Source organism: Pseudorhodoferax soli (assembly GCF_003337555.1).
Lineage (GTDB): Bacteria > Pseudomonadota > Gammaproteobacteria > Burkholderiales > Burkholderiaceae_C > Pseudorhodoferax > Pseudorhodoferax soli.
Genome location: NZ_QPJK01000002.1, coordinates 555,211 through 573,285, shown reverse-complemented (window position 1 = coordinate 573,285; position 18,075 = coordinate 555,211). Strand labels below are relative to the sequence as shown.

Genomic DNA, 18,075 nt, shown 5'->3' with positions numbered 1-18,075 from the left:
GCCATGGACTTCAACCTGAGCGAACAACAGCAGCAGATCGTCGACGCCGTCCAGCGCGTCTGCGCACCCTTCGATTCCGACTACTGGCTGCGCCGCGACCGCGAAGGCGGCTTTCCCGACGACTTCCACCAGGCCATGGCGCAGGCCGGCTGGCTCGGCATCGCCATGCCCGAGGCCTATGGCGGCGCCGGCCTGGGCATCACCGAGGCGGCGCTGATGATGCACACCATCAGCGCCACTGGCGCGGGCCTGTCGGGCGCCTCGGCGGTGCACATGAACATCTTCGGCCTGCACCCGGCCGTGGTGTTCGGCAGCGACGCGCAAAAACAGCGCTGGCTGCCGCCCTTGATCGCAGGGCGCGACAAGGCGTGCTTCGGCGTGACCGAGCCCAACACCGGCCTGAACACGCTGCGCCTGAAGACGCGCGCCGTGCGCCAGGGCGACCACTATGTCGTGACCGGCCAGAAGGTCTGGATCTCCACGGCCCAGGTGGCCAACAAGATCCTGCTGCTGGCGCGCACCACGCCCGTGGAGGAGGCGCGCGGCACCGAAGGCCTCAGCCTGTTCTACACCGACCTGGACCGCAGCACGGTGGAGGTGCGCGAGATCGAGAAGATGGGCCGCAAGGCGGTGGACTCCAACCAGGTCTTCATCGACGGCCTGCGCATTCCGGTGGAGGACCGCATCGGCGAGGAGGGCAAGGGCTTCAGCTACATCCTGCACGGCCTGAACCCCGAGCGCATCCTGATCGCGGCCGAGGCCATCGGCCTGGGCCGCGCGGCGCTCGCGCGCGGAGCGCAGTACGCGAAGGAGCGCGTGGTGTTCGACCGGCCCATCGGCCAGAACCAGGGCATCCAGCATCCGCTGGCGAAGTCGTGGATGGAGCTGGAGGCGGCGCACCTCATGGTGCACAAGGCCGCCAGCCTCTACGACGCGCACCAGCCCTGCGGCGCCGAGGCCAATGCCGCCAAGTACCTGGGCGCCGAGGCCTGCTTCCACGCCTGCGAGAACGCCATCCTCACGCACGGCGGCATGGGCTACGCCAAGGAGTACCACGTGGAGCGCTACATGCGCGAGGCCTGGATTCCGCGGCTGGCGCCGGTCAGCCCGCAGCTGATCCTGTGCTTCATCGCGGAGAAGGTGCTGGGGTTGCCCAAGTCGTATTGAGGAGCAGGGGTCGCACAATCGCGGCCCACCATGAAACTGCACCTGCTGCGCTACTTCGTCGTCCTTGCCGAGGAACTGCACTTCGGCCGCGCCGCCCAGCGCCTGGCCATCACCCAGCCACCGCTGAGTTCGGCCCTCAAGGCGCTGGAGGACGAACTGGGCGTGCGCCTGCTGGAGCGCAACAGCAAGCAGGTGACGCTGACGCCGGCCGGCGCGGCCTATCTGGCCGAGGCCCGGTTGGTGCTGGAGCGGGTGGCCGCGGCGCGCGACGCGGCCCAGGCCGTGGCTGCGGGCATGCGCGGCCGGCTGGAACTGGGCATGACCGGCTCCATGGTCTACCGCGAGGTGCCGCGCATCGTCGAGACCTTCAGCGCGCGCCGGCCCGACATCGAGGTCCATCTGCGCGAGATGTCTTCGGCGGAGCAGCTCGAAGCCCTGCGCCATGGGCAGATGCACGCCGGCTTCCTCAACGCCAGGGCCTTCCCCGCCGCGCTGGCCAGCCTGCCGCTGGCCGACGACCGGTTGGTGTGCTGCCTGCCCGAGGCGCATCCGCTGGCGGGCGAGAAGAGCCTCGACCTCAAGCGCCTGGCGGACGAGAACTTCGTGATGTTCGCGCGCGACGTGGCGCCGGCCAACTACGACAACGTGATCGCGGTGTTCAACCGGGCCGGCATCCATCCGCGCACGCGCCATGCGGCACGGCAGTGGCTCACGGTGGTGGCCATGGTGTCTGCCGGCCTGGGCGTGGCGTTGGTGCCGGCCTCGCTGGCGCAGGCCGGCATGCGCGGGGCGCGGCTGGTGCCCGTGCGCGGCCTGGTGCCGTTGACAGTGGGTGCGCTGGCCTGGCGCAAGGAAGACGCCGGCCTGGCCGTGCTGGCCTCGTTCGTTGCGGTGGCGCGCGAGGTGCTGGCCGCACCGCCTTGATCCCGGCACGCTGCACGCGTACGGGCGGGCGTCGCGGCTGCGCGGTATATGCCATTGCGTATGGAGTACGCACTGAAAGCCGGATGGTCCTTGTGCCGGGCATGGCTACGATCGTTCACACAGTACATGGCACGCTGGTTGCTGTGACAGCTGTGCGATGACAACTGGAACCTTCCCCATGCACCAAAACCAAGACATCTTCCGTTTCGCGGCCGCCGCCGCGCTGACCTGCGCCGCCATCGGCGCCCAGGCCGCCGACTGGAGCGACACCTCCATGGGCGTGCGCTGGGGCACCAAGTTCGCCGAGCCCTACAACCCGCAGGACATCGAGAAGACCATCGTCAACTTCACGCATGCCAGCGGCTACAAGTACGGTAGCAACTTCCTCAACGTCGACTTTCTGATGTCCGACGGCAAGGACAGCAATGCGCAGGAGATCTACGTGGTCTACCGCCACACGCTGGACCTGGGCAAGGTCACGGGCAAGTCGTTCGCCTTCGGGCCGGTCAAGGGCCTGGGCCTGACGGCCGGCTTCGACGTGAACACCAAGAACGACCCGGGCTACAGCTCCAAGAAGCGCATGGTGGTGGCTGGTCCGACCTTCATGGTCGATGTGCCCGCCGGCTTCCTGAATGTCGGCGTGTACGCGCTGTGGGAGAGCAACAAGCCGGTCGGTATCGCGGACCGGTATTCCTACGACGTGCACCCGATGCTGAACCTGGCCTGGGGCATCCCCGTGGGCAACACCGGCCTGTCGTTCGAGGGCTTCCTGAACTACATCGGCGACAAGGGCAAGAACGAGTTCGGCGGGCCGACGTCGCCAGAGACCAACCTGGACATGACGCTGTTCTACGACGTGTCGCCGCACATCGGCGCCAGCAAGAATTCGTTCCGCGTGGGCGTGGGCTACCAGTACTGGCGCAACAAGTTCGGCAACCCGCACAGCGTGCCGGGCTCGCTGGCCAAGACCCCGATGGTCCGCGCCGACTACCACTTCTGAGGCAGCAGGCGGCGCGAGGCGCCGCTCAGCCGCCCTGCGTCTCCAGCGTGTGGGTGGCGTTCTCGTCCTGCGCCAGCAGCTTCACGAGCAGCGGCAATGCCTGCTCCAGCGCCGGCTTGAGCGTGTAGGGCGGATTCACGATGAACACGCCGCTGCCCGGCAGGCCCGGGCGGCGTTCGCCTGCGGCCACCTGCTTGGCCGCCTTCACGGTCAGCGTGGCGTGCAGCCAGGGCTTGCCCGCGCGCGTGGCCACGCTCTTGAGCTTGCGCGGCAGGATGTGCGCCTCGTTGCGCGCGATGATGGGGTACCAGACCATGCTGCTGCCCGTCGGGAAGCGCTGCAGTGCCATGGTCTGCAGCTCCACCACGCGCCCGTAGTCGCTCTTGAGTTCGTAGCTCGGGTCGCACAACAACAGTGCGCGGCGCGAGGGCGGCGGCAGAAAGCGGCGCACGCCCTCGAAGCCGTCCTCGCGGAACACCACGACCTGGCGGCCGGCCTCGAGCTGGTCGATGTTGGCCTGTAGCGTCTTGCCGTCCGTGGGGTGCATCTCGAACAGCTTGATCCGGTCCTGCGGGCGCGCCAGCCGGTGCATCACGAAGGGGGAGCCGGGGTAGATGCGGTGGCCGCCGCTCGGGTTGAAGCCGGCCAGCAGCTCCATGTAATCGGTCAGCGCGGCGGGCCACTCCGCGCGCTGCGCGGCGGGCACCTGCAGCAGCCGCAGCACACCATCGGCGGCCTCGCCGCTGGTAGCAGCGTAGTCGCCATCGAGCCGGTAGAGGCCGGCGCCGGCGTGCGAATCCAGCAGCGCCAGCGCGGTCTCCTTCTCGGCAAGGTGACGCAGGGTGGCGACCAGGACCATGTGCTTGAGCACGTCGGCGTGGTTGCCTGCATGGAAGGCGTGGCGGTAACTGAACATCGGCCAATGGTACTGGGGCCCGTACTGGGGCCAGTGCGGGGGGCGCTGGCGGCCGCGGCCGTCGCGGCGGGCGCCCTCTACACTGGCCGGCGTTGCCGCCCGCCAGCCCTGCCCCGTGAACGCCACCGCCCGCTATCCCTCGCAAGGTTTGCCGCCCGGCACGCGGCTGGCCGAGTTCGAGCTGCACGGCCTGCTCGGGGCGGGCGGCTTCGGCATGGTCTACCGCGCCTACGACCACTCGCTGCACCGCACGGTGGCGATCAAGGAGTACCTGCCGGGCGGCCTGGCCGACCGCATCGGCCATGCCGTGACGCTGCGTACCGGGGCCGATGCGCGGCGCTTCGAGGAGGGGTTGCGCTCGTTCATGAACGAGGCGCGGCTGCTGGCGCAGTTCGACCACCCCGCGCTGGTCAAGGTGCTGCGCGTGTGGGAGCAGAACCGCACGGCCTACATGGCGATGCCGCTGTACCAGGGCGTGACGCTCAAGGAAGCCTGCGCGCAGATGCGCGCTCCGCCGCCCGAGCCCTGGCTGCGCAAGCTGCTGTGGTCGGTGCTGCAGGCGCTCGAACTGCTGCACCGCCGCGGCACGGTGCACCGCGACATCTCGCCCGACAACATCTTCCTGCAGGACATCGGCCCGCCCGTCTTGCTGGACCTGGGGGCGGCGCGCCAGGCGCTGGGCCAGGACGAGCCGCAGCACACCGCCATCCTGAAGGTGAACTACGCGCCGATCGAGCAGTACGCCGATGCCGAGGGCATGCGCCAAGGGCCCTGGAGCGATGTCTACGCGCTGGCGGCCGTGGTCTACGGCTGCCTGAACCAGGCACCGCCCGTGCCGGCCAGCGTGCGCGTGCTGCGCGACAGCCTGCGGCCGCCGGCCGAGCTGGCGCAGGAGTTGCACAGCCTGCATGGGCTGGCGTACACACCGGCGCTGGTGGAGGCGCTGACGGCCGGGCTCGCGCTCGACCCGGAGCGGCGGCCGCGCGACCTGGCTGCGTTCGGCGCGCTGCTGCAACTGCAGCCGGTGCCGGGGATGGAGCGCTTCGACTGGCGCGCCGAACTCGGCCCGGGCTGGTCTGCGCCGCGCCGCACGACCAGCCAGGCGCACCAGGACGCGCCCACGCAGTGGCAGGCGCCGCTGGAGAGCAGCACCGTGGGCATCACCGTGCCCGCGCCTGCTGTGAGGCCGGCGGCGGTGCCGCAGCCCACGGCAACGCGTGCGACGAGGGGCACCTGGTGGCCCAAGGCCGGGGTGGCGGCGCTGGTCCTGGGACTGCTGGCGGCCGTCGGTATCGTGGCCTCGCCGGGCGATCCGCCACCGGCGGCGGTGGCACCGGCGCCGCCCAGGAAGCCAGCGAAGGCGGATACTGCGGTGGAGGTGGCTGCGCCAGCGCCAGCGCCCGCACCGTTGCCGCCCGCGCCGATGCCGCCAGAGGTGCTGACGCCCGTCGAGCCACCCGTCCAGCCCGATGCGCCCCCGCCGGCGCGCCGCGCGCCGACCCCGCCGCGCGCACTGTCGGCCGAGCAGATCTGCCCCGACAGCAACTTCTTCACCCGGCCCATGTGCCTGTTCCGGGCCTGCCAGCAAGCGCGGTATGCGGCCATGCCGGTGTGCGTGGAAAACACGCGCCGCCTGCGCGAGAACCACCGCCCTGACGCCTCCTAGTTGGCGCTTTGGCCAGTTCTGCCTATAATGCGCGGTTTCGCAGCGACAGGCTGGCTCCGCGGCGAAGAACCATCTCCCACCTAAGAGGTTTCCTTCAGAGAAACACCGACCGTGGAAAAGAGCTGCCCAAACCCATCTTTCCAAAGAGAGAAACATGACTACTTTCAGCGCAAAACCCGCTGAGGTCGTGCATGAGTGGTTTGTGATTGACGCGACCGACAAGGTCCTCGGACGAGTAGCCAGCGAAGTTGCTCTCCGTTTGCGCGGCAAACACAAGGCCATTTACACGCCTCACGTCGACACCGGCGATTTCATCGTCATCGTCAATGCAGCCCGGCTGCGTGTGACCGGTGCCAAGTCCCTGGACAAGGTGTACTACCGCCACTCCGGCTATCCCGGTGGCATCACGGCAACCAACTTCCGCGACATGCAGGCCAAGCACCCCGGCCGCGCGCTGGAAAAGGCCGTCAAGGGCATGCTGCCCAAGGGCCCGCTGGGCTACGCGATGATCAAGAAGCTGAAGGTCTACGGTGGTGCCGAGCACCCGCACACCGCCCAGCAGCCCAAAGCCCTGGAAATCTGAGGAGCCACGCAATGATTGGTGATTGGAACAATGGCACCGGCCGTCGCAAATCCAGCGTCGCCCGTGTGTTCCTGAAAAAGGGCAGCGGCAACATCACGGTCAATGGCAAGGACATCCAGGCCTATTTCGGCCGCGAGACCTCCATCATGATCGCGAAGCAACCCCTGGTGCTGACCAACCATGTCGAGACCTTCGACATCCAGGTCAACGTCCACGGCGGCGGCGAATCCGGCCAGGCCGGCGCGACGCGCCACGGCATCACGCGCGCGCTGCTCGACTGGGACGCGACGCTGAAGCCGCAACTGAGCGCTGCAGGCTACGTCACCCGCGACGCCCGCGAAGTGGAACGCAAGAAGGTCGGTCTGCACTCTGCACGCCGCCGCAAGCAGTTCTCCAAGCGCTGATCGCGCCCTGGCGAACCCGAGAAGAACCGCCCCCTGGGCGGTTTTTCTTTTTGTGAATGACCGCACCTGCATTGCCGGCTTGTTGACGGGCAGGGCGCTGACGGGCCGATTGCATTAGCATCGACCGAATCTTTCTCCGGAGCACACCCCCATGAGCGCAGTTGCCGAAAACATCGAAGTCATGCCCGAGCCCATCTTGTTCACCGATGCGGCCGCGGCCAAGGTGGCCGATTTGATCGCCGAGGAAGGCAACCCCGAGCTCAAGCTGCGCGTGTTCGTGCAGGGCGGCGGGTGCTCGGGCTTCTCGTACGGCTTCACGTTCGACGAGATCAGCAACGAGGACGACACGACCATGACCAAGAACGGCGTGTCGCTGCTGATCGACGCCATGAGCTACCAGTACCTGGTCGGCGCCGAGATCGACTACAAGGAAGACCTGCAGGGCGCCCAGTTCGTGATCAAGAACCCGAACGCCACCACCACCTGCGGCTGCGGGTCGAGCTTCTCGGTCTGATCTTCTCCCGCTCCCCCGAACCGCCGGCCTTGCCCGGCGGTTTTGCTTTCTGACGATCTCTTTGTCGAAAGGCCGGCATGCAACTCGAAGGTTCCTGCCATTGCGGCAGCGTGAAGTTCTCGGTCGAGGCCCCGTCGCCCGTGCCGTTCATGCGCTGCTACTGCTCGATCTGCCGCAAGACCGCAGGCGGTGGCGGCTACGCGATCAACCTGGGGGCCGATGCCGGCACGCTCAAGGTGCGTGGCAAGCGCTACCTGCGCAAGTACCAGGCGGTCATGCGCGAGGAGGGCAAGCCAGACCGCCAGAGCAGTGGGCAACGGCATTTCTGCGGGCGCTGCGGCAGCGCGCTGTGGCTCTGGGACCCGACCTGGCCCGAGCTGGTGCACCCGCATGCCAGCGCCATCGACACGCCCTTGCCCGTGCCGCCCGAGAACGCGCACATCCTGCTCGATTCCAAGGCCGACTGGGTGGTGGTGGAGGGCAAGCGCGGCGATCCGCGCTTCGACAGCTACCCGGACTTCTCGCTCGCCGAGTGGCACGAGCGCCATGCCAAGAAGAAGGGCACGCGGCGCTAGCCGAGGCGGCGCGCGCGGCGCTCCTGCTGCACGAGGTAGAGGCCGCTGGCCACGATGATGGCGGCGCCCACGAGCGTCGCCGCGTCGGGCAGCGTGCGCCACAGCAGCCAGTCCAGGCCCACTGCCCAGGCCAGCGCGGCGTACTCGAAGGGAGCGACCACCGCGGCCTGGCCATGGCGGAAGGCCTCCGTGATGCACATCTGGCCGATGAAGCCGGTGACGGCCAGCGCGACGATGGTCCAGCCGTGCTCGGCGCGCAGGGGCACCCAGCCGCGCGCGGCCAACGCGCCGGCACCCACGGCCACCAGCAGGGTCATCCAGAACACCAGACTGCCGTTGGAGTCGGTGCGGGTCAGCACGCGGCCGGTGATGGCAGAGACGGCGTAGCAGCAGGCGGCCACCAGTACCGCCAACGCGCCCCAACTCATGAGCGCGTCCTGGTCCGGCCGCAGAGCCACCAGCACACCGAGCATGCCGGCCGCCAGCGCCAACCAGTGCGAGCGCCGCACGCGCTCCTTGAGCACCGGCACGGAGAGCAGCGCGATCAGGATAGGCCCGATGAAGAACAGCGTGTATGCCACCGACATCGGCAGGCTCTGCAGGCCGTAGGCGAACAGCGAGAGCATGGTCACGCCCAGCACGCCGCGCAGCAGGTGCAGCGGCCAGCGCACCTGCAGCACGCGGCCCGCCTCGCCGCGCCACCACAGGTACAGGCAGACCAGCGGCAGACCGGCGATGCCGCGCAGGGCCGCAACCTGCACGGCAGGGTAGTGCGCGGCCAGCAGTTTCATGACCGCGTCCATCCAGGCGAAAAAGCTGATGGCGCCGAGCATGGCCAGGATGCCGCGGGTGTTGTCGTGGGAGCGAATGGCCGGTCTCCGGTGCGCCGTCGCGGCGCGAAGCCCGCGATTGTCCACGTTGCACCAGAACTGTGCGCACCCGCGGGCAGCGGCCCCGTCCGACATGCGGCCATGCGTTGCGCTGCTAAGCTGCCGGCCCGTGACCCTGCCCACTGCCGTCGCCTCTGCCCCACCCGAGTTCGCTGCCGACGGCCCGCTGCTCATCGTGCTCAATGCCGGTTCCGGCCGTGCCGATGCCGACGAGACCCAGCGCACCATCTCCGCCATCCTGGATGCCGCGGGCCGTCCGCACGAGGTGCTGCGCATCGAGCGCGGCATGGACGTGGCCCAGGTTGCGGCCGAGGCCGTCCGACGCGCGCAGGGCCGGCGCGGCGCGGTGGTCGCGGCGGGTGGCGACGGCACGCTCAACGCCGTGGCCCAGGTCGTGCTGCCGGCCGGGCTGCCGTTCGGCGTGCTGCCGCAAGGCACCTTCAACTACTTCAGCCGCGCGCACGGCATCTCCTCGGACACCGAGCAGGCCACGCGCGCCTTGCTGCGCGCCAGGCCCGAGCCGGTGCAGGTCGGGCTCGTCAACGAGCGGCTGTTCCTCGTCAACGCCAGCGTGGGCCTGTACCCGCAGCTGCTGGAAGACCGCGAGGCCTACAAGCAGCGCTACGGGCGCAGCCGCCTGGTGGCGCTCTGGTCGGCCCTGGTCACGCTGCTGCACGTATACCGGCCCCTGCGGCTGCAGATCGAATGCCAGGGCCGTCAGCAGCCGGTGCGAACGTCCACGCTGTTCGTGGGCAACAACCGCCTGCAACTGCAGCAGATCGGGGTGCCCGAGGCCGACCTGCTCGCCGAGGGCCAACTGGTCGCGCTGATGCTGCGCCCCGTGCGCACCCTCGCCATGCTCGGGCTGATGCTGCGCGGCGCGTTCGGCCGGCTTGGCGAGGCCGAGGATGTGCTGCGCTTCGGCTTCGAGCGTCTGGGCATGCGGCCTGCCGCGCCGCGCCGCACTGCACGCGTCAAGGTGGCGACCGACGGCGAGATCTGCTGGCTGCGTGCGCCGCTGACATTCCGCGTCTCGCCGCGGCCACTGTGGTTGTTGACGCCATTGCCCGAAGACCGGGTGGAGCCCGCGTGAGCGCCGCCCGGCCGCCCGTGGGCGCTCGCGCCGAAGAACGGCAGGTCGCAGGTTCGCGATGAGCGTTCTGCTGCAGGTCTCGGACACCCACTTCGGCACCGAGCGTGCGCCCGTGGTCGAGGCGCTGCTCGCGCTGGCCGACCAGTTGGCGCCCCAACTCGTGGTGCTGTCGGGCGACATCACGCAGCGCGCAACGGTGCCGCAGTTCGCCGCGGCGCAGGCGTTCTGCAGGCGCCTGCGCCGGCCCGTGCTGGCGATCCCCGGCAACCACGACATCCCCCTCGTCAACCTGGCTGCGCGGCTGCTGTGGCCCTATGCGCGCCACCGGCAGGCCTTCGGGCCCGAGCTCGAACCCGTGCACGCCAGCCCGGACTGGCTGGTGGTGTGCGTGAAGACGACGCGCCGCTGGCGCCACCAGCATGGCCAGGTCTCGCGCGAGCAGACGGCGCGGGTGGCGGCCCGCCTGCGCCAGGCCGAGCCCGGGCAATTGCGCGTGGTGGTCGTGCACCAGCCCGTGGCGGTGCCGACGCCGCGCGATGCAGGCGACCTTCTCCGAGGCCACGAAGAGGCGGTGCGCGCCTGGGCCGCTGCCGGCGCGGACGTGGTGGCCGGCGGCCACATCCACTTGCCCTATGTGCTGCCGCTGCACGAGCTGCACGCCGGCCTGGCGCGGCGCATGTGGTGCGTGCAGGCCGGCACCGCCGTCTCCTCGCGGCTGCGGCGCGAGGCCAACAACTCGGTGAACGTGCTGCACCGCGCGGGGGCGGCGGCGCGTGTCGAACGCTGGGATTTCGACGAGGCCTCTCAGCGTTTCGCCTGCGTGTCCAGCCGTGCGCTGGACCTGGACCGGGGTTCCGGCCATGTCTGAAGACGCACAGCGGGCACAGGCGTTGGCCGAGTGGCTGGGCCAGCATGCCTTGGTGGCGGCCGGCTGTGGCCTGCTGGCCACGCTGGCCTGTGCCGGCCTGCTCTTCGCGGGCGTGCGCCAGTTGCACCTGCGCGCGCCACGCGCCTGGTTGCCGCCCTGGGTCTGGCTGGGCCTGTGGGTCGCGCTGGGCGGCGGCTTCATGCTGGCCACGGCGGCCCTGTTCGCCGAGGCGATGGAGGCCCTGGACGCCGACGAGGAACTCGGCCTGTTCGACCAGCGGCTGGCCGAGGTGCTGTCGCAGCGCCTGCCGCTTGCGGCGCTGCGCGTGGTCGGCACGGCCACGCATGTGGGTGATCCGCTCACGCTGACGGCGCTCGTCGTGGTAGTGGCCGTGGCGCTGCTGTGGCGCGGGCACCGCTGGCTCGCGCTGGGCTGGGTCGTGGCCTGCGCCGGCAACGGCGTGCTGAACCAGGGCCTCAAGAAGATCTTCGCGCGCGTGCGGCCGCTGCACGAGCATGGCTTCGCGGTGGCCGAGGGCTACAGCTTCCCGAGCGGCCACACCTCGGGCTCGGTCGTGGTCTACGGCATGCTAGCCTATCTGTGCGTGCGCCTGCTGCCCGCGCGCTGGCATCTTGCGGCCGTGCTGCTCGCGGCGCTGCTGGCCTACTGCATGGGCGTGAGCCGGGTGCTGCTGCAGGTGCATTGGGCCAGCGATGTGCTGGCGGGCTTCGCGTCCGGCCTGACCTGGCTGGCCGTGTGCATTGCCGCCGTCGAACTGCGCCGGCGCTATGTGCGCGGTGTGTCGACGGCGTAGCGCGTGACGCGCGGCGGCGCTTCGTCCAGGTGGAAGGCGAGCTTGCGCTCGCGCAGGGCGATGTCGGCAGCCGTCACGCGGTCGAAGCGGCGCAGGTGCTCGGTCCACGACTCGTCGACGATCTGCTCGGTGTAGTGCCCCGGGTCGCTGATGTCGCGCAGCAGGTGCCACTCGAGCGCGCCCTGGGCCAGGCGGCTGCGCCGGCTGTCCTGCATCACGCGCTCGAAGTCGGCCGCGCGCGCGGGATCGATGCGGTAGTCGATGCTGACCAGCACATGGCCCGTGGCCGGCGGCTGCTCTGCCACCGGAACCGGCAGCACATGCGAGGGCGTGAGATCTTCCTCGATCTGCAGGTCGACCACGAAGCGCGTGGCCAGCCACATGGCCGTGCCGCCCGTGAGCGCGGCCACCAGCAGGCTGAGCTGCACGGTGCTGAGTGCCGCCACCTGGCCCCAGAGCCCGGCGCCGAAGGCGCTGGCGCCCATGATGGCCATCTGGTAGATCGACATGCCGCGGGCGCGCACCCAATCCGGCAGCGCCAACTGGGCCGAGACCGACAGCGAGTTGGCCGTGGCGATCCACGCCATGCCGGCCACGAACATCGCCGGCACGGCAACGGCCACGTTGGGCGCGAACGCCATCATCAGCGTGGCGCCGGACTGCAGCAGCGTGCCGTAGAGCACCACCTGGTCGCGCGCCAGCAGCTGGCGCAGCCGGGGCATCAGGAAGGCGGTGGCGATCGCACCCATGCCCATGGAGGCCAGCAGCACGGTGAAGGTGGCGGCATCGCCGCCCTGCAGGCCACGCGCGACCAACGGCAGCAGCGCGATGAGCGCCGTCGAATGGAAGAAGAACAGTGCGATGCGCAGCAGCACGGCCTTGAGCCGCGGCGACTGGCGCACGAACTGCACGCCCACCCGCATGGCGCTCCACAGGCGCTGGCGGCCCAGCGGGTCGGGTTTGTGCTCGCGCTTCCAGCGCATCAACATGAAGCCCGAGGCCAGCGACAGCACGGCGTTGAGCACGAACACCGCGGCGCTGCCGATGCTGGCGATCAACGCGCCGGCCAGCAGCGGGCCGACGATGCGCGAGGCGTTCATGGTGATGCCGTTGAGCGCCAGTGCGGCCGGCAGCTGCGTGCGCGGGATCAGTTCGGGCACCACGGCCGAGTAGACCGGCCAACGCATCGCCAGGCCGATGCCGTTGGCGAAGGTCAGCAAGAGCAAGAGCGGCGGCGTGACCGTGCCCGTCAGCACCGTGGCGCACAGCACCAGCGCCACGCCCGCCACCCAGAACTGGGTGGCGATGTAGAAACGGCGCCGGTCCAGCATGTCGGCCAGGGCCCCGCTCGGCAGGCCGAACAGGAACACGGGCAGCGTGGCGGCCGTCTGCACCAGTGCCACCCAGACCGGCGAGGTGGTCAGCGAGGTCATGAGCCAGGCTGCTGCCACGTCGTTCATCCACATGCAGATGTTGGACGCGAGCCAGACGATCCACAGCATGCGGAACACCGGCCAGCGCAGCGGGGCCAGCGTGGAGAGGTCGGCGTCTGGGGACGAGGCCTCGTCGGGCGTCAGGACCGAGGGGCGCTCTTCGGGCATCCGCTTACTTGACCGGCAGGGGCGTGGCGCGGTCCACGGGCACCGCCGTGATGGCGTTCTGCGGGGAGCCCTCGACCAGCTTGTCAGAGTAGGTCAGGTAGACCAGCGTGTGCCGTTCGGAATCCACCATGCGCACGATGCGCAGCCGCTTGAACAGCACCGACATGCGTTCGCTGAACACCTCTTCCTGGCGTGGCAGCGGCTGCGGCACGCTGATCGGGCCGACCTGGCGGCAGGCGATGGAGGCCTCGGCCTTGTCCTCGGCCAGGCCCACGGCGCCCTTGATGCCGCCCGTGCGCGCGCGCGAGACGTAGCAGGTCACGCCCTGCACGCGCGGGTCGTCGTAGGCATCGACCACGATCTTGTGGTTGGGCCCCAGCCACTGGAAGGCCGTGTCGACCTCGCCGACCTTCTGGGCATCGGCGCGCGTACAGGCCAGCACCAGCAAAGTGCTCAGGAGCAGCCAGGCCCGCATGGCTTCAGCGCCCTTCGGGCAGTTCGATCTTGACCTCGAGGACTTCCAAGGTGTCCTGGCGCTCCAGGTTCACCTTGATGTGCTCCTGGTTCACGGCGACGTACTTGGAGATCACCGCCACGAGCTCGCGCTGTAGTTCCTGCAGCATGTCGGGCCGCAGACCGCCGCGGCTGCCGCGTTCGTGCGCCAGGATGATCTGCAGCCGCTCCTTGGCGACGTTGGCGGTCTTCTTCTTCTCGCCGAGCAGAAAGGACAGAAAGGACATCGGCCTTACCTCCCGAACAGTCGCTTGAAGAAACCGGGCTTCTCGGCATCGACGAAGCGCATGGGCTTGTCCTCGCCGAGGAAGCGGGCCACCACGTCCTTGTAGGCCTCGGCCACGTCGGTGTCCTTGCCGTGGATGGCGGGCACACCCTGGTTGGAGGCCTGCAGCACGGCTTCGGATTCCGGGATCACGCCGATCAGCGGGATGCGGAGAATGTCCTGGATGTCTTCCAGCGACAGCATGTGGCCGTCGGCCACGCGGCCCGGGTTGTAGCGCGTGATCAGCAGGTGTTCCTTGATCGGTTCGCCGCCTTCCATGGCGCGCTTGGTCTTGGAGCCCAGCATGCCCAGGATGCGGTCGGAGTCGCGCACCGAGGAGACCTCGGGGTTGGTCACCACGAGCGCGTAGTCGGCGAAGTGCATGGCCATCAGCGCACCGGTCTCGATGCCGGCGGGCGAGTCGCAGACGATGTACTCGAAGCCCATCTCGGCCAGGTCCTTGAGCACCTTCTCCACGCCGTCCTGCGTCAGCGCATCCTTGTCGCGCGTCTGCGAGGCCGCCAGCACGAAAAGGTTGTCGCACTGCTTGTCCTTGATCAGCGCCTGGTTCAGGTTGGCCTCGTTGTGGATCACGTTGATCAGGTCGTACACCACGCGGCGCTCGCAACCCATGATCAGGTCCAGGTTGCGCAGGCCGACGTCGAAGTCGATCACGACTGTCTTGTGGCCCTTGAGTGCCAGGCCCGAGGAAAAACTGGCGCTGGTGGTGGTCTTGCCCACACCTCCCTTGCCGGAGGTGACCACGATGATCTTGCTCATGGAATGGAGGTCCTTTTTCTAAGGGATGGATTCAGATGGGGTCGAGCACCAGGCTCTCGCCGACCAGGCGCACCTGGGCGGGCTTGCCCAGAACGTCGGCGGGCAGCGCGACTTCGCTGGTGCGGTAGATGCCGGCGATGGAGATCAGCTGCGCCTCCATGCAGGTGCTGAAGATGCGGGCGTCGGTGTTGCCGCGCGCGCCGGCGATGGCCCGGCCGCGCAGCGGCGCATACACGTGGATATTGCCGTCCGCGATGATCTCGGCGCCGAAGTTGACAGCCTGCAGCACGATCAGGTCGCAGCCGCGGGCGTAGATCTGCTGGCCCGAACGTAGAGGCCGGTCGATCACCATGGTGCCATTCGCGGGGTTGGCCGCGTCGGCCGGGGCCGGTGCCGCCACTGGAGCGGGAGCAGCAGCAGCCGGGGCGGGCGCATCGCCCGGCACCGCCACGGCGGACGAGGAGATCTCGGGCAGGTCCATCAAGCCGACGGCCGCGGCAGTTTCCTTGTGCGCCAGGCTGCCGCCATGGATGCCGAAGGGGCGCAGCCGGTAGTGCTTGAGCAGCGTCAACAGCACCGAGAAGCTGAGCGGCGTGGGGTCTTGCGCGATCTGCGTCAACACGATCACGGCCGGGTCTTCGTCGAAGAAGTCGGGGGTTTCGCCGAAGCGGGCCTGCAGTTCCTGCGACAGCGTGGCAAGGTTCGGGGTCTTGAGCACCACCGTGATCAGTGGCAGGCTGGCGCTCTTCAAGTCGAAGCTGGCACGTGCGTGCCCTGCAGATGCAGCGGACATGGGGGACGGTTTCGACAAATGGCGGATTTTAGCCTGCGGGTCGGGCCCGCAGGCTGCGCCGAAACCGTATCGAAACGCGTCAGGCCGAGACGGCTGCCGCTTCCTCGACGCAGCGTGCCAGATGGCCCAGCGCTTCCTCGACCTGGTCCACCAGCACCAGGCACAGGTCACCGGGCTGCAACTGCGCCAGCGCATGGTCGATGGCCTTGAACTCGCCGTGGATCTCCTCGACCTGGCGCGCGCGGCTGGCCTCGACCAGGCCCTGGCGCAGCAGCGCCAGGACCTCGCCGTCGGCGCGGCCGCGCTGGCAGGCGTCCTGGTACAGGATGACGTGGTCGAAGGCGTTGCCCAGGATGGCGGTTTGCTCGCGGATGTCCTCGTCGCGCCGGTCGCCAGCGCCACTGATGACCACGCTGCGCCGCTGCGCGGGCATTGCGTCCACGGCCGCGACCAGGGCCCGCATGGCGTCCGGGTTGTGGCCGTAGTCGGCGATCACGGTGGCGCCACGGTAGTCCATCACGTTGAAGCGGCCGGGTGCGTTGTCGGCATCGTTGGCGAAGCTGGCCAGCCCGCGCCGCACCGCGTCCCAGGACAGGCCGGCGGCCCAGGCCGCAGCCACCGACGCCATGGCGTTCTCGACTTGGAAGCCGACGGTGCCGCCGCGCGTGATCGGGATGTCGCGCAGCGCAATCGTCTCGCGCCAGGAACCCACCGCCGCGACGAGGTGCTCGCCGTCCACGTGCACGGTGCGCCGGCCCTGGGCGCGGTGCGTGGCCATGACGGGGTGGTGGCGGTCGGCTGCGAAGAAGATCACCTGGCCCGGGCAGGTCGCCGCCATGGCCGCCACGTTGGGGTCGGCCGCGTTGAGCACGGCGTAACCGCTCGTGGCCACGTTCTGCACGATCACGCGCTTGAGCACGGCCAGGTCTTCCACCGTGGTGATGTAGTTCAGGCCCAGGTGGTCGCCGGCACCGATGTTGGTGACGACCGCCACCTGGCATTGGTCGTAGCCCAGGCCTTCACGCAGCATGCCGCCACGCGCCGTCTCAAACACGGCCGCATCCACATCGGGATGCATCAGCACATTGCGCGCGCTGCGCGGGCCGCTGCAGTCGCCGCTGTCGATCTGGCGGCCTTCGACGTACACGCCGTCGGTGTTGGTCATGCCCACGCGCAGGCCGGCCGCGGTGAACAGGTGGGCGATCAGCCGCGTGGTGGTGGTCTTGCCGTTGGTGCCGGTCACGGCCACCACCGGAATGCGGCCGTCCTCGCCGGCGCCGTACAGCGTCTCGACGATGGCCTGGCCGACGTTGCGCGCCTTGCCGTACGAGGGCGACAGGTGCATGCGCAGGCCGGGCGCGGCATTCACTTCCACGATGCCGCCGCGCTGCTGTTCGAGCGGCTTGAGCACGGTTTCGCTGACCAGGTCCACGCCGCAGATGTCCAGGCCGACCATCTGGGCGGCCGCCACGGCCTGCGCGGCGATGTCCGGGTGCACGTCGTCGGTCACATCGGTGGCGGTGCCGCCGGTGGACAGGTTGGCGTTGTTGCGCAGGATGACGCGCTGCCCCTTCTTGGGCACGGAATCGGGCTCCAGGCCTTGCACGCCGAGCCGCGCGACGGCGATGTCGTCAAAGCGGATCTTGGTCAGCGCCGTGGCGTGGCCATCGCCACGGCGCGGGTCGGCGTTGACCATGTCCACGAGTTCGCGCACGGTGTGCTCGCCGTCGCCGGTCACCTGGGGCGGGTCACGGCGCGAGGCGGCCACGAGCTTGTCGCCGACCACGAGCAGGCGGAAGTCGCTGCCGGGCAGGTACTGCTCGACCATGACCTCGCCGTACTCGGCCGCGGTGGCAAAGGCACCGTCCAGGTGCGCACGGTCGGTGATGTTGACCGTGACGCCCTTGCCCTGGTTGCCGTCCTGCGGCTTGACGACCACGGGCAGGCCGATCTGCTGGGCCACGGCCCAGGCCTCGTCGGCGCTGGCGACGGGGCGGCCATGCGGCACCGGCACGCCGGCGGCATGCAGCAGTTTCTTGGTCAGGTCCTTGTCCTGGGCGATGGACTCGGAGACAGCGCTGGTCGCGTCCAGTTCGGCGGCCTGGATGCGGCGCTGCTGCGAGCCCCAGCCGAACTGCACCATGGAGCCGCGCGTGAGCCGGCGGTAAGGGATGCCACGGGCCACGGCGGCATCGACGATGCAGCCGGTGCTCGGGCCCAGGCGTTCGTCCTCGTCGAGCGTGCGCAGTTCGGCAATCGCGGCTTCGACGTCGAAGGGCTGGCCCTGCAGCGTGGCCAGGATCAGCGCCTCGGCCAGCGCGAGCGCGCGGCGGCCCACGGCCTCCTCGCTGTAGCCGACCACGACCTGGTAGATGCCCGGCTCCAGCGTGGCCGCCGTGCGGCTGAAGGTGACGGGGCAGCCGGCCTGCGCCTGCAGCGCCAGCGCCGCGCTCTCCAGCACATGGGCCAGCGCCACGGGGCCGGTGTTCGGGCCGGAGCGCAGCGTGCCGATGGTCGGGAAGCGCGCGCGCACGGCGATCTCGAAGCCCGGCAGTTCGACGATGGAGCGTTCGGGCGGCGCGCAGGAGACGATGGCCTCGAGCGCCGTGTGCCGGCTCCACAAATTCGGGCCGCGCAGGGCCCGCACGCGAGAGATGTGCATGGTGTTGTCTCGTGCTTGCACGAAGCTGTTGTCGTCGGTGGAAGGCA

General features: G+C 69.5%; 19 protein-coding genes. 11 read left to right on the top strand and 8 right to left on the bottom strand.

The features are described from left to right. Positions 1-3 precede the first annotated feature (3 nt). From DES41_RS09375 to DES41_RS09365, 3 genes are all read left to right on the top strand, one after another. Complete coding sequence (locus DES41_RS09375; protein ID WP_114467359.1) at positions 4-1,167, top strand: acyl-CoA dehydrogenase family protein; 1,164 nt, start codon at positions 4-6, stop codon at positions 1,165-1,167. A gap of 30 nt (positions 1,168-1,197) precedes the next feature. Then, the gene (locus tag DES41_RS09370) at positions 1,198-2,091 is read left to right on the top strand and encodes a LysR family transcriptional regulator (protein WP_114467358.1); all 894 of its coding nucleotides are present in this window, start codon (positions 1,198-1,200) and stop codon (positions 2,089-2,091) included. Positions 2,092-2,269: 178 nt separating this feature from the next. Further along, positions 2,270-3,091, top strand: coding sequence for an outer envelope protein (locus tag DES41_RS09365; RefSeq protein ID WP_114467357.1), 822 nt, complete (start codon positions 2,270-2,272; stop codon positions 3,089-3,091). A gap of 25 nt (positions 3,092-3,116) precedes the next feature. Here the strand turns inward: DES41_RS09365 and DES41_RS09360 are convergent, their stop codons facing one another. After that, positions 3,117-4,007, bottom strand: a complete 891-nt coding sequence (locus tag DES41_RS09360; RefSeq protein ID WP_114467356.1) for a 23S rRNA (adenine(2030)-N(6))-methyltransferase RlmJ — start codon at positions 4,005-4,007, stop codon at positions 3,117-3,119. 115 nt (positions 4,008-4,122) lie between these two features. Here DES41_RS09360 and DES41_RS09355 point away from each other — a divergent pair, with 115 nt between their 5' ends. The 5 genes from DES41_RS09355 (at position 4,123) to DES41_RS09335 (ending at position 7,749) form a co-directional block, all read left to right on the top strand. Further along, entirely contained in the window at positions 4,123-5,673 is a 1,551-nt protein-coding gene (locus DES41_RS09355; RefSeq protein WP_114467355.1) for a serine/threonine protein kinase, read from the top strand. A gap of 154 nt (positions 5,674-5,827) precedes the next feature. Further along, positions 5,828-6,256, top strand: a complete 429-nt coding sequence (gene rplM, locus DES41_RS09350) for a 50S ribosomal protein L13 (protein ID WP_114467354.1) — start codon at positions 5,828-5,830, stop codon at positions 6,254-6,256. An 11-nt stretch (positions 6,257-6,267) separates the two neighbouring features. After that, positions 6,268-6,660 (top strand): 30S ribosomal protein S9, encoded by a 393-nt coding sequence (gene rpsI / locus DES41_RS09345; RefSeq protein WP_114467353.1) that lies wholly within the window; start codon positions 6,268-6,270, stop codon positions 6,658-6,660. A gap of 151 nt (positions 6,661-6,811) precedes the next feature. Beyond that, on the top strand, positions 6,812-7,174 hold the full coding sequence (gene erpA / locus DES41_RS09340) for an iron-sulfur cluster insertion protein ErpA (protein ID WP_114467352.1): 363 nt from the start codon (positions 6,812-6,814) through the stop codon (positions 7,172-7,174). Positions 7,175-7,251: 77 nt separating this feature from the next. Further along, positions 7,252-7,749: a GFA family protein gene (locus tag DES41_RS09335; RefSeq protein WP_114467351.1), complete on the top strand. Its 498-nt coding sequence runs from the start codon at positions 7,252-7,254 to the stop codon at positions 7,747-7,749. Here the strand turns inward: DES41_RS09335 and DES41_RS09330 are convergent. Further along, the gene (locus DES41_RS09330; RefSeq protein ID WP_425466347.1) at positions 7,746-8,666 is read right to left on the bottom strand and encodes a DMT family transporter; all 921 of its coding nucleotides are present in this window, start codon (positions 8,664-8,666) and stop codon (positions 7,746-7,748) included. The genes DES41_RS09335 and DES41_RS09330 overlap by 4 nt on opposite strands. 82 nt (positions 8,667-8,748) lie before the next feature. Here DES41_RS09330 and DES41_RS09325 point away from each other — a divergent pair, with 82 nt between their 5' ends. From DES41_RS09325 to DES41_RS09315, 3 genes are read left to right on the top strand one after another with little or no spacing between them, the layout of a single operon-like run. Then, a complete protein-coding gene (locus tag DES41_RS09325) occupies positions 8,749-9,732 on the top strand; it encodes a diacylglycerol/lipid kinase family protein (protein ID WP_425466346.1) in 984 nt (327 codons plus the stop codon). Between the two features lie 58 nt (positions 9,733-9,790). Further along, positions 9,791-10,600: a metallophosphoesterase family protein gene (locus tag DES41_RS09320; protein WP_114467348.1), complete on the top strand. Its 810-nt coding sequence runs from the start codon at positions 9,791-9,793 to the stop codon at positions 10,598-10,600. Then, entirely contained in the window at positions 10,593-11,414 is an 822-nt protein-coding gene (locus DES41_RS09315; protein WP_170168131.1) for a phosphatase PAP2 family protein, read from the top strand. Before DES41_RS09320 ends, DES41_RS09315 begins: the two co-directional genes overlap by 8 nt. Here the strand turns inward: DES41_RS09315 and DES41_RS09310 are convergent. The 6 genes from DES41_RS09310 to cphA all read right to left on the bottom strand — a co-directional run bounded on the left by DES41_RS09310 (position 11,387) and on the right by cphA (position 18,028). After that, positions 11,387-13,015: an MFS transporter gene (locus DES41_RS09310; RefSeq protein WP_114467347.1), complete on the bottom strand. Its 1,629-nt coding sequence runs from the start codon at positions 13,013-13,015 to the stop codon at positions 11,387-11,389. The two genes, DES41_RS09315 and DES41_RS09310, sit on opposite strands and share 28 nt — an antisense overlap. A gap of 4 nt (positions 13,016-13,019) precedes the next feature. After that, entirely contained in the window at positions 13,020-13,490 is a 471-nt protein-coding gene (locus tag DES41_RS09305; protein ID WP_114467346.1) for a CreA family protein, read from the bottom strand. A 4-nt stretch (positions 13,491-13,494) separates the two neighbouring features. After that, on the bottom strand, positions 13,495-13,755 hold the full coding sequence (gene minE / locus DES41_RS09300; RefSeq protein WP_114467345.1) for a cell division topological specificity factor MinE: 261 nt from the start codon (positions 13,753-13,755) through the stop codon (positions 13,495-13,497). 5 nt (positions 13,756-13,760) lie between these two features. Next, on the bottom strand, positions 13,761-14,573 hold the full coding sequence (gene minD / locus DES41_RS09295; RefSeq protein ID WP_114467344.1) for a septum site-determining protein MinD: 813 nt from the start codon (positions 14,571-14,573) through the stop codon (positions 13,761-13,763). Between the two features lie 31 nt (positions 14,574-14,604). Continuing rightward, a complete protein-coding gene (gene minC, locus DES41_RS09290; protein WP_114467343.1) occupies positions 14,605-15,366 on the bottom strand; it encodes a septum site-determining protein MinC in 762 nt (253 codons plus the stop codon). A gap of 79 nt (positions 15,367-15,445) precedes the next feature. After that, positions 15,446-18,028, bottom strand: a complete 2,583-nt coding sequence (cphA, locus tag DES41_RS09285; RefSeq protein WP_114467808.1) for a cyanophycin synthetase — start codon at positions 18,026-18,028, stop codon at positions 15,446-15,448. Positions 18,029-18,075 lie beyond the last annotated feature (47 nt).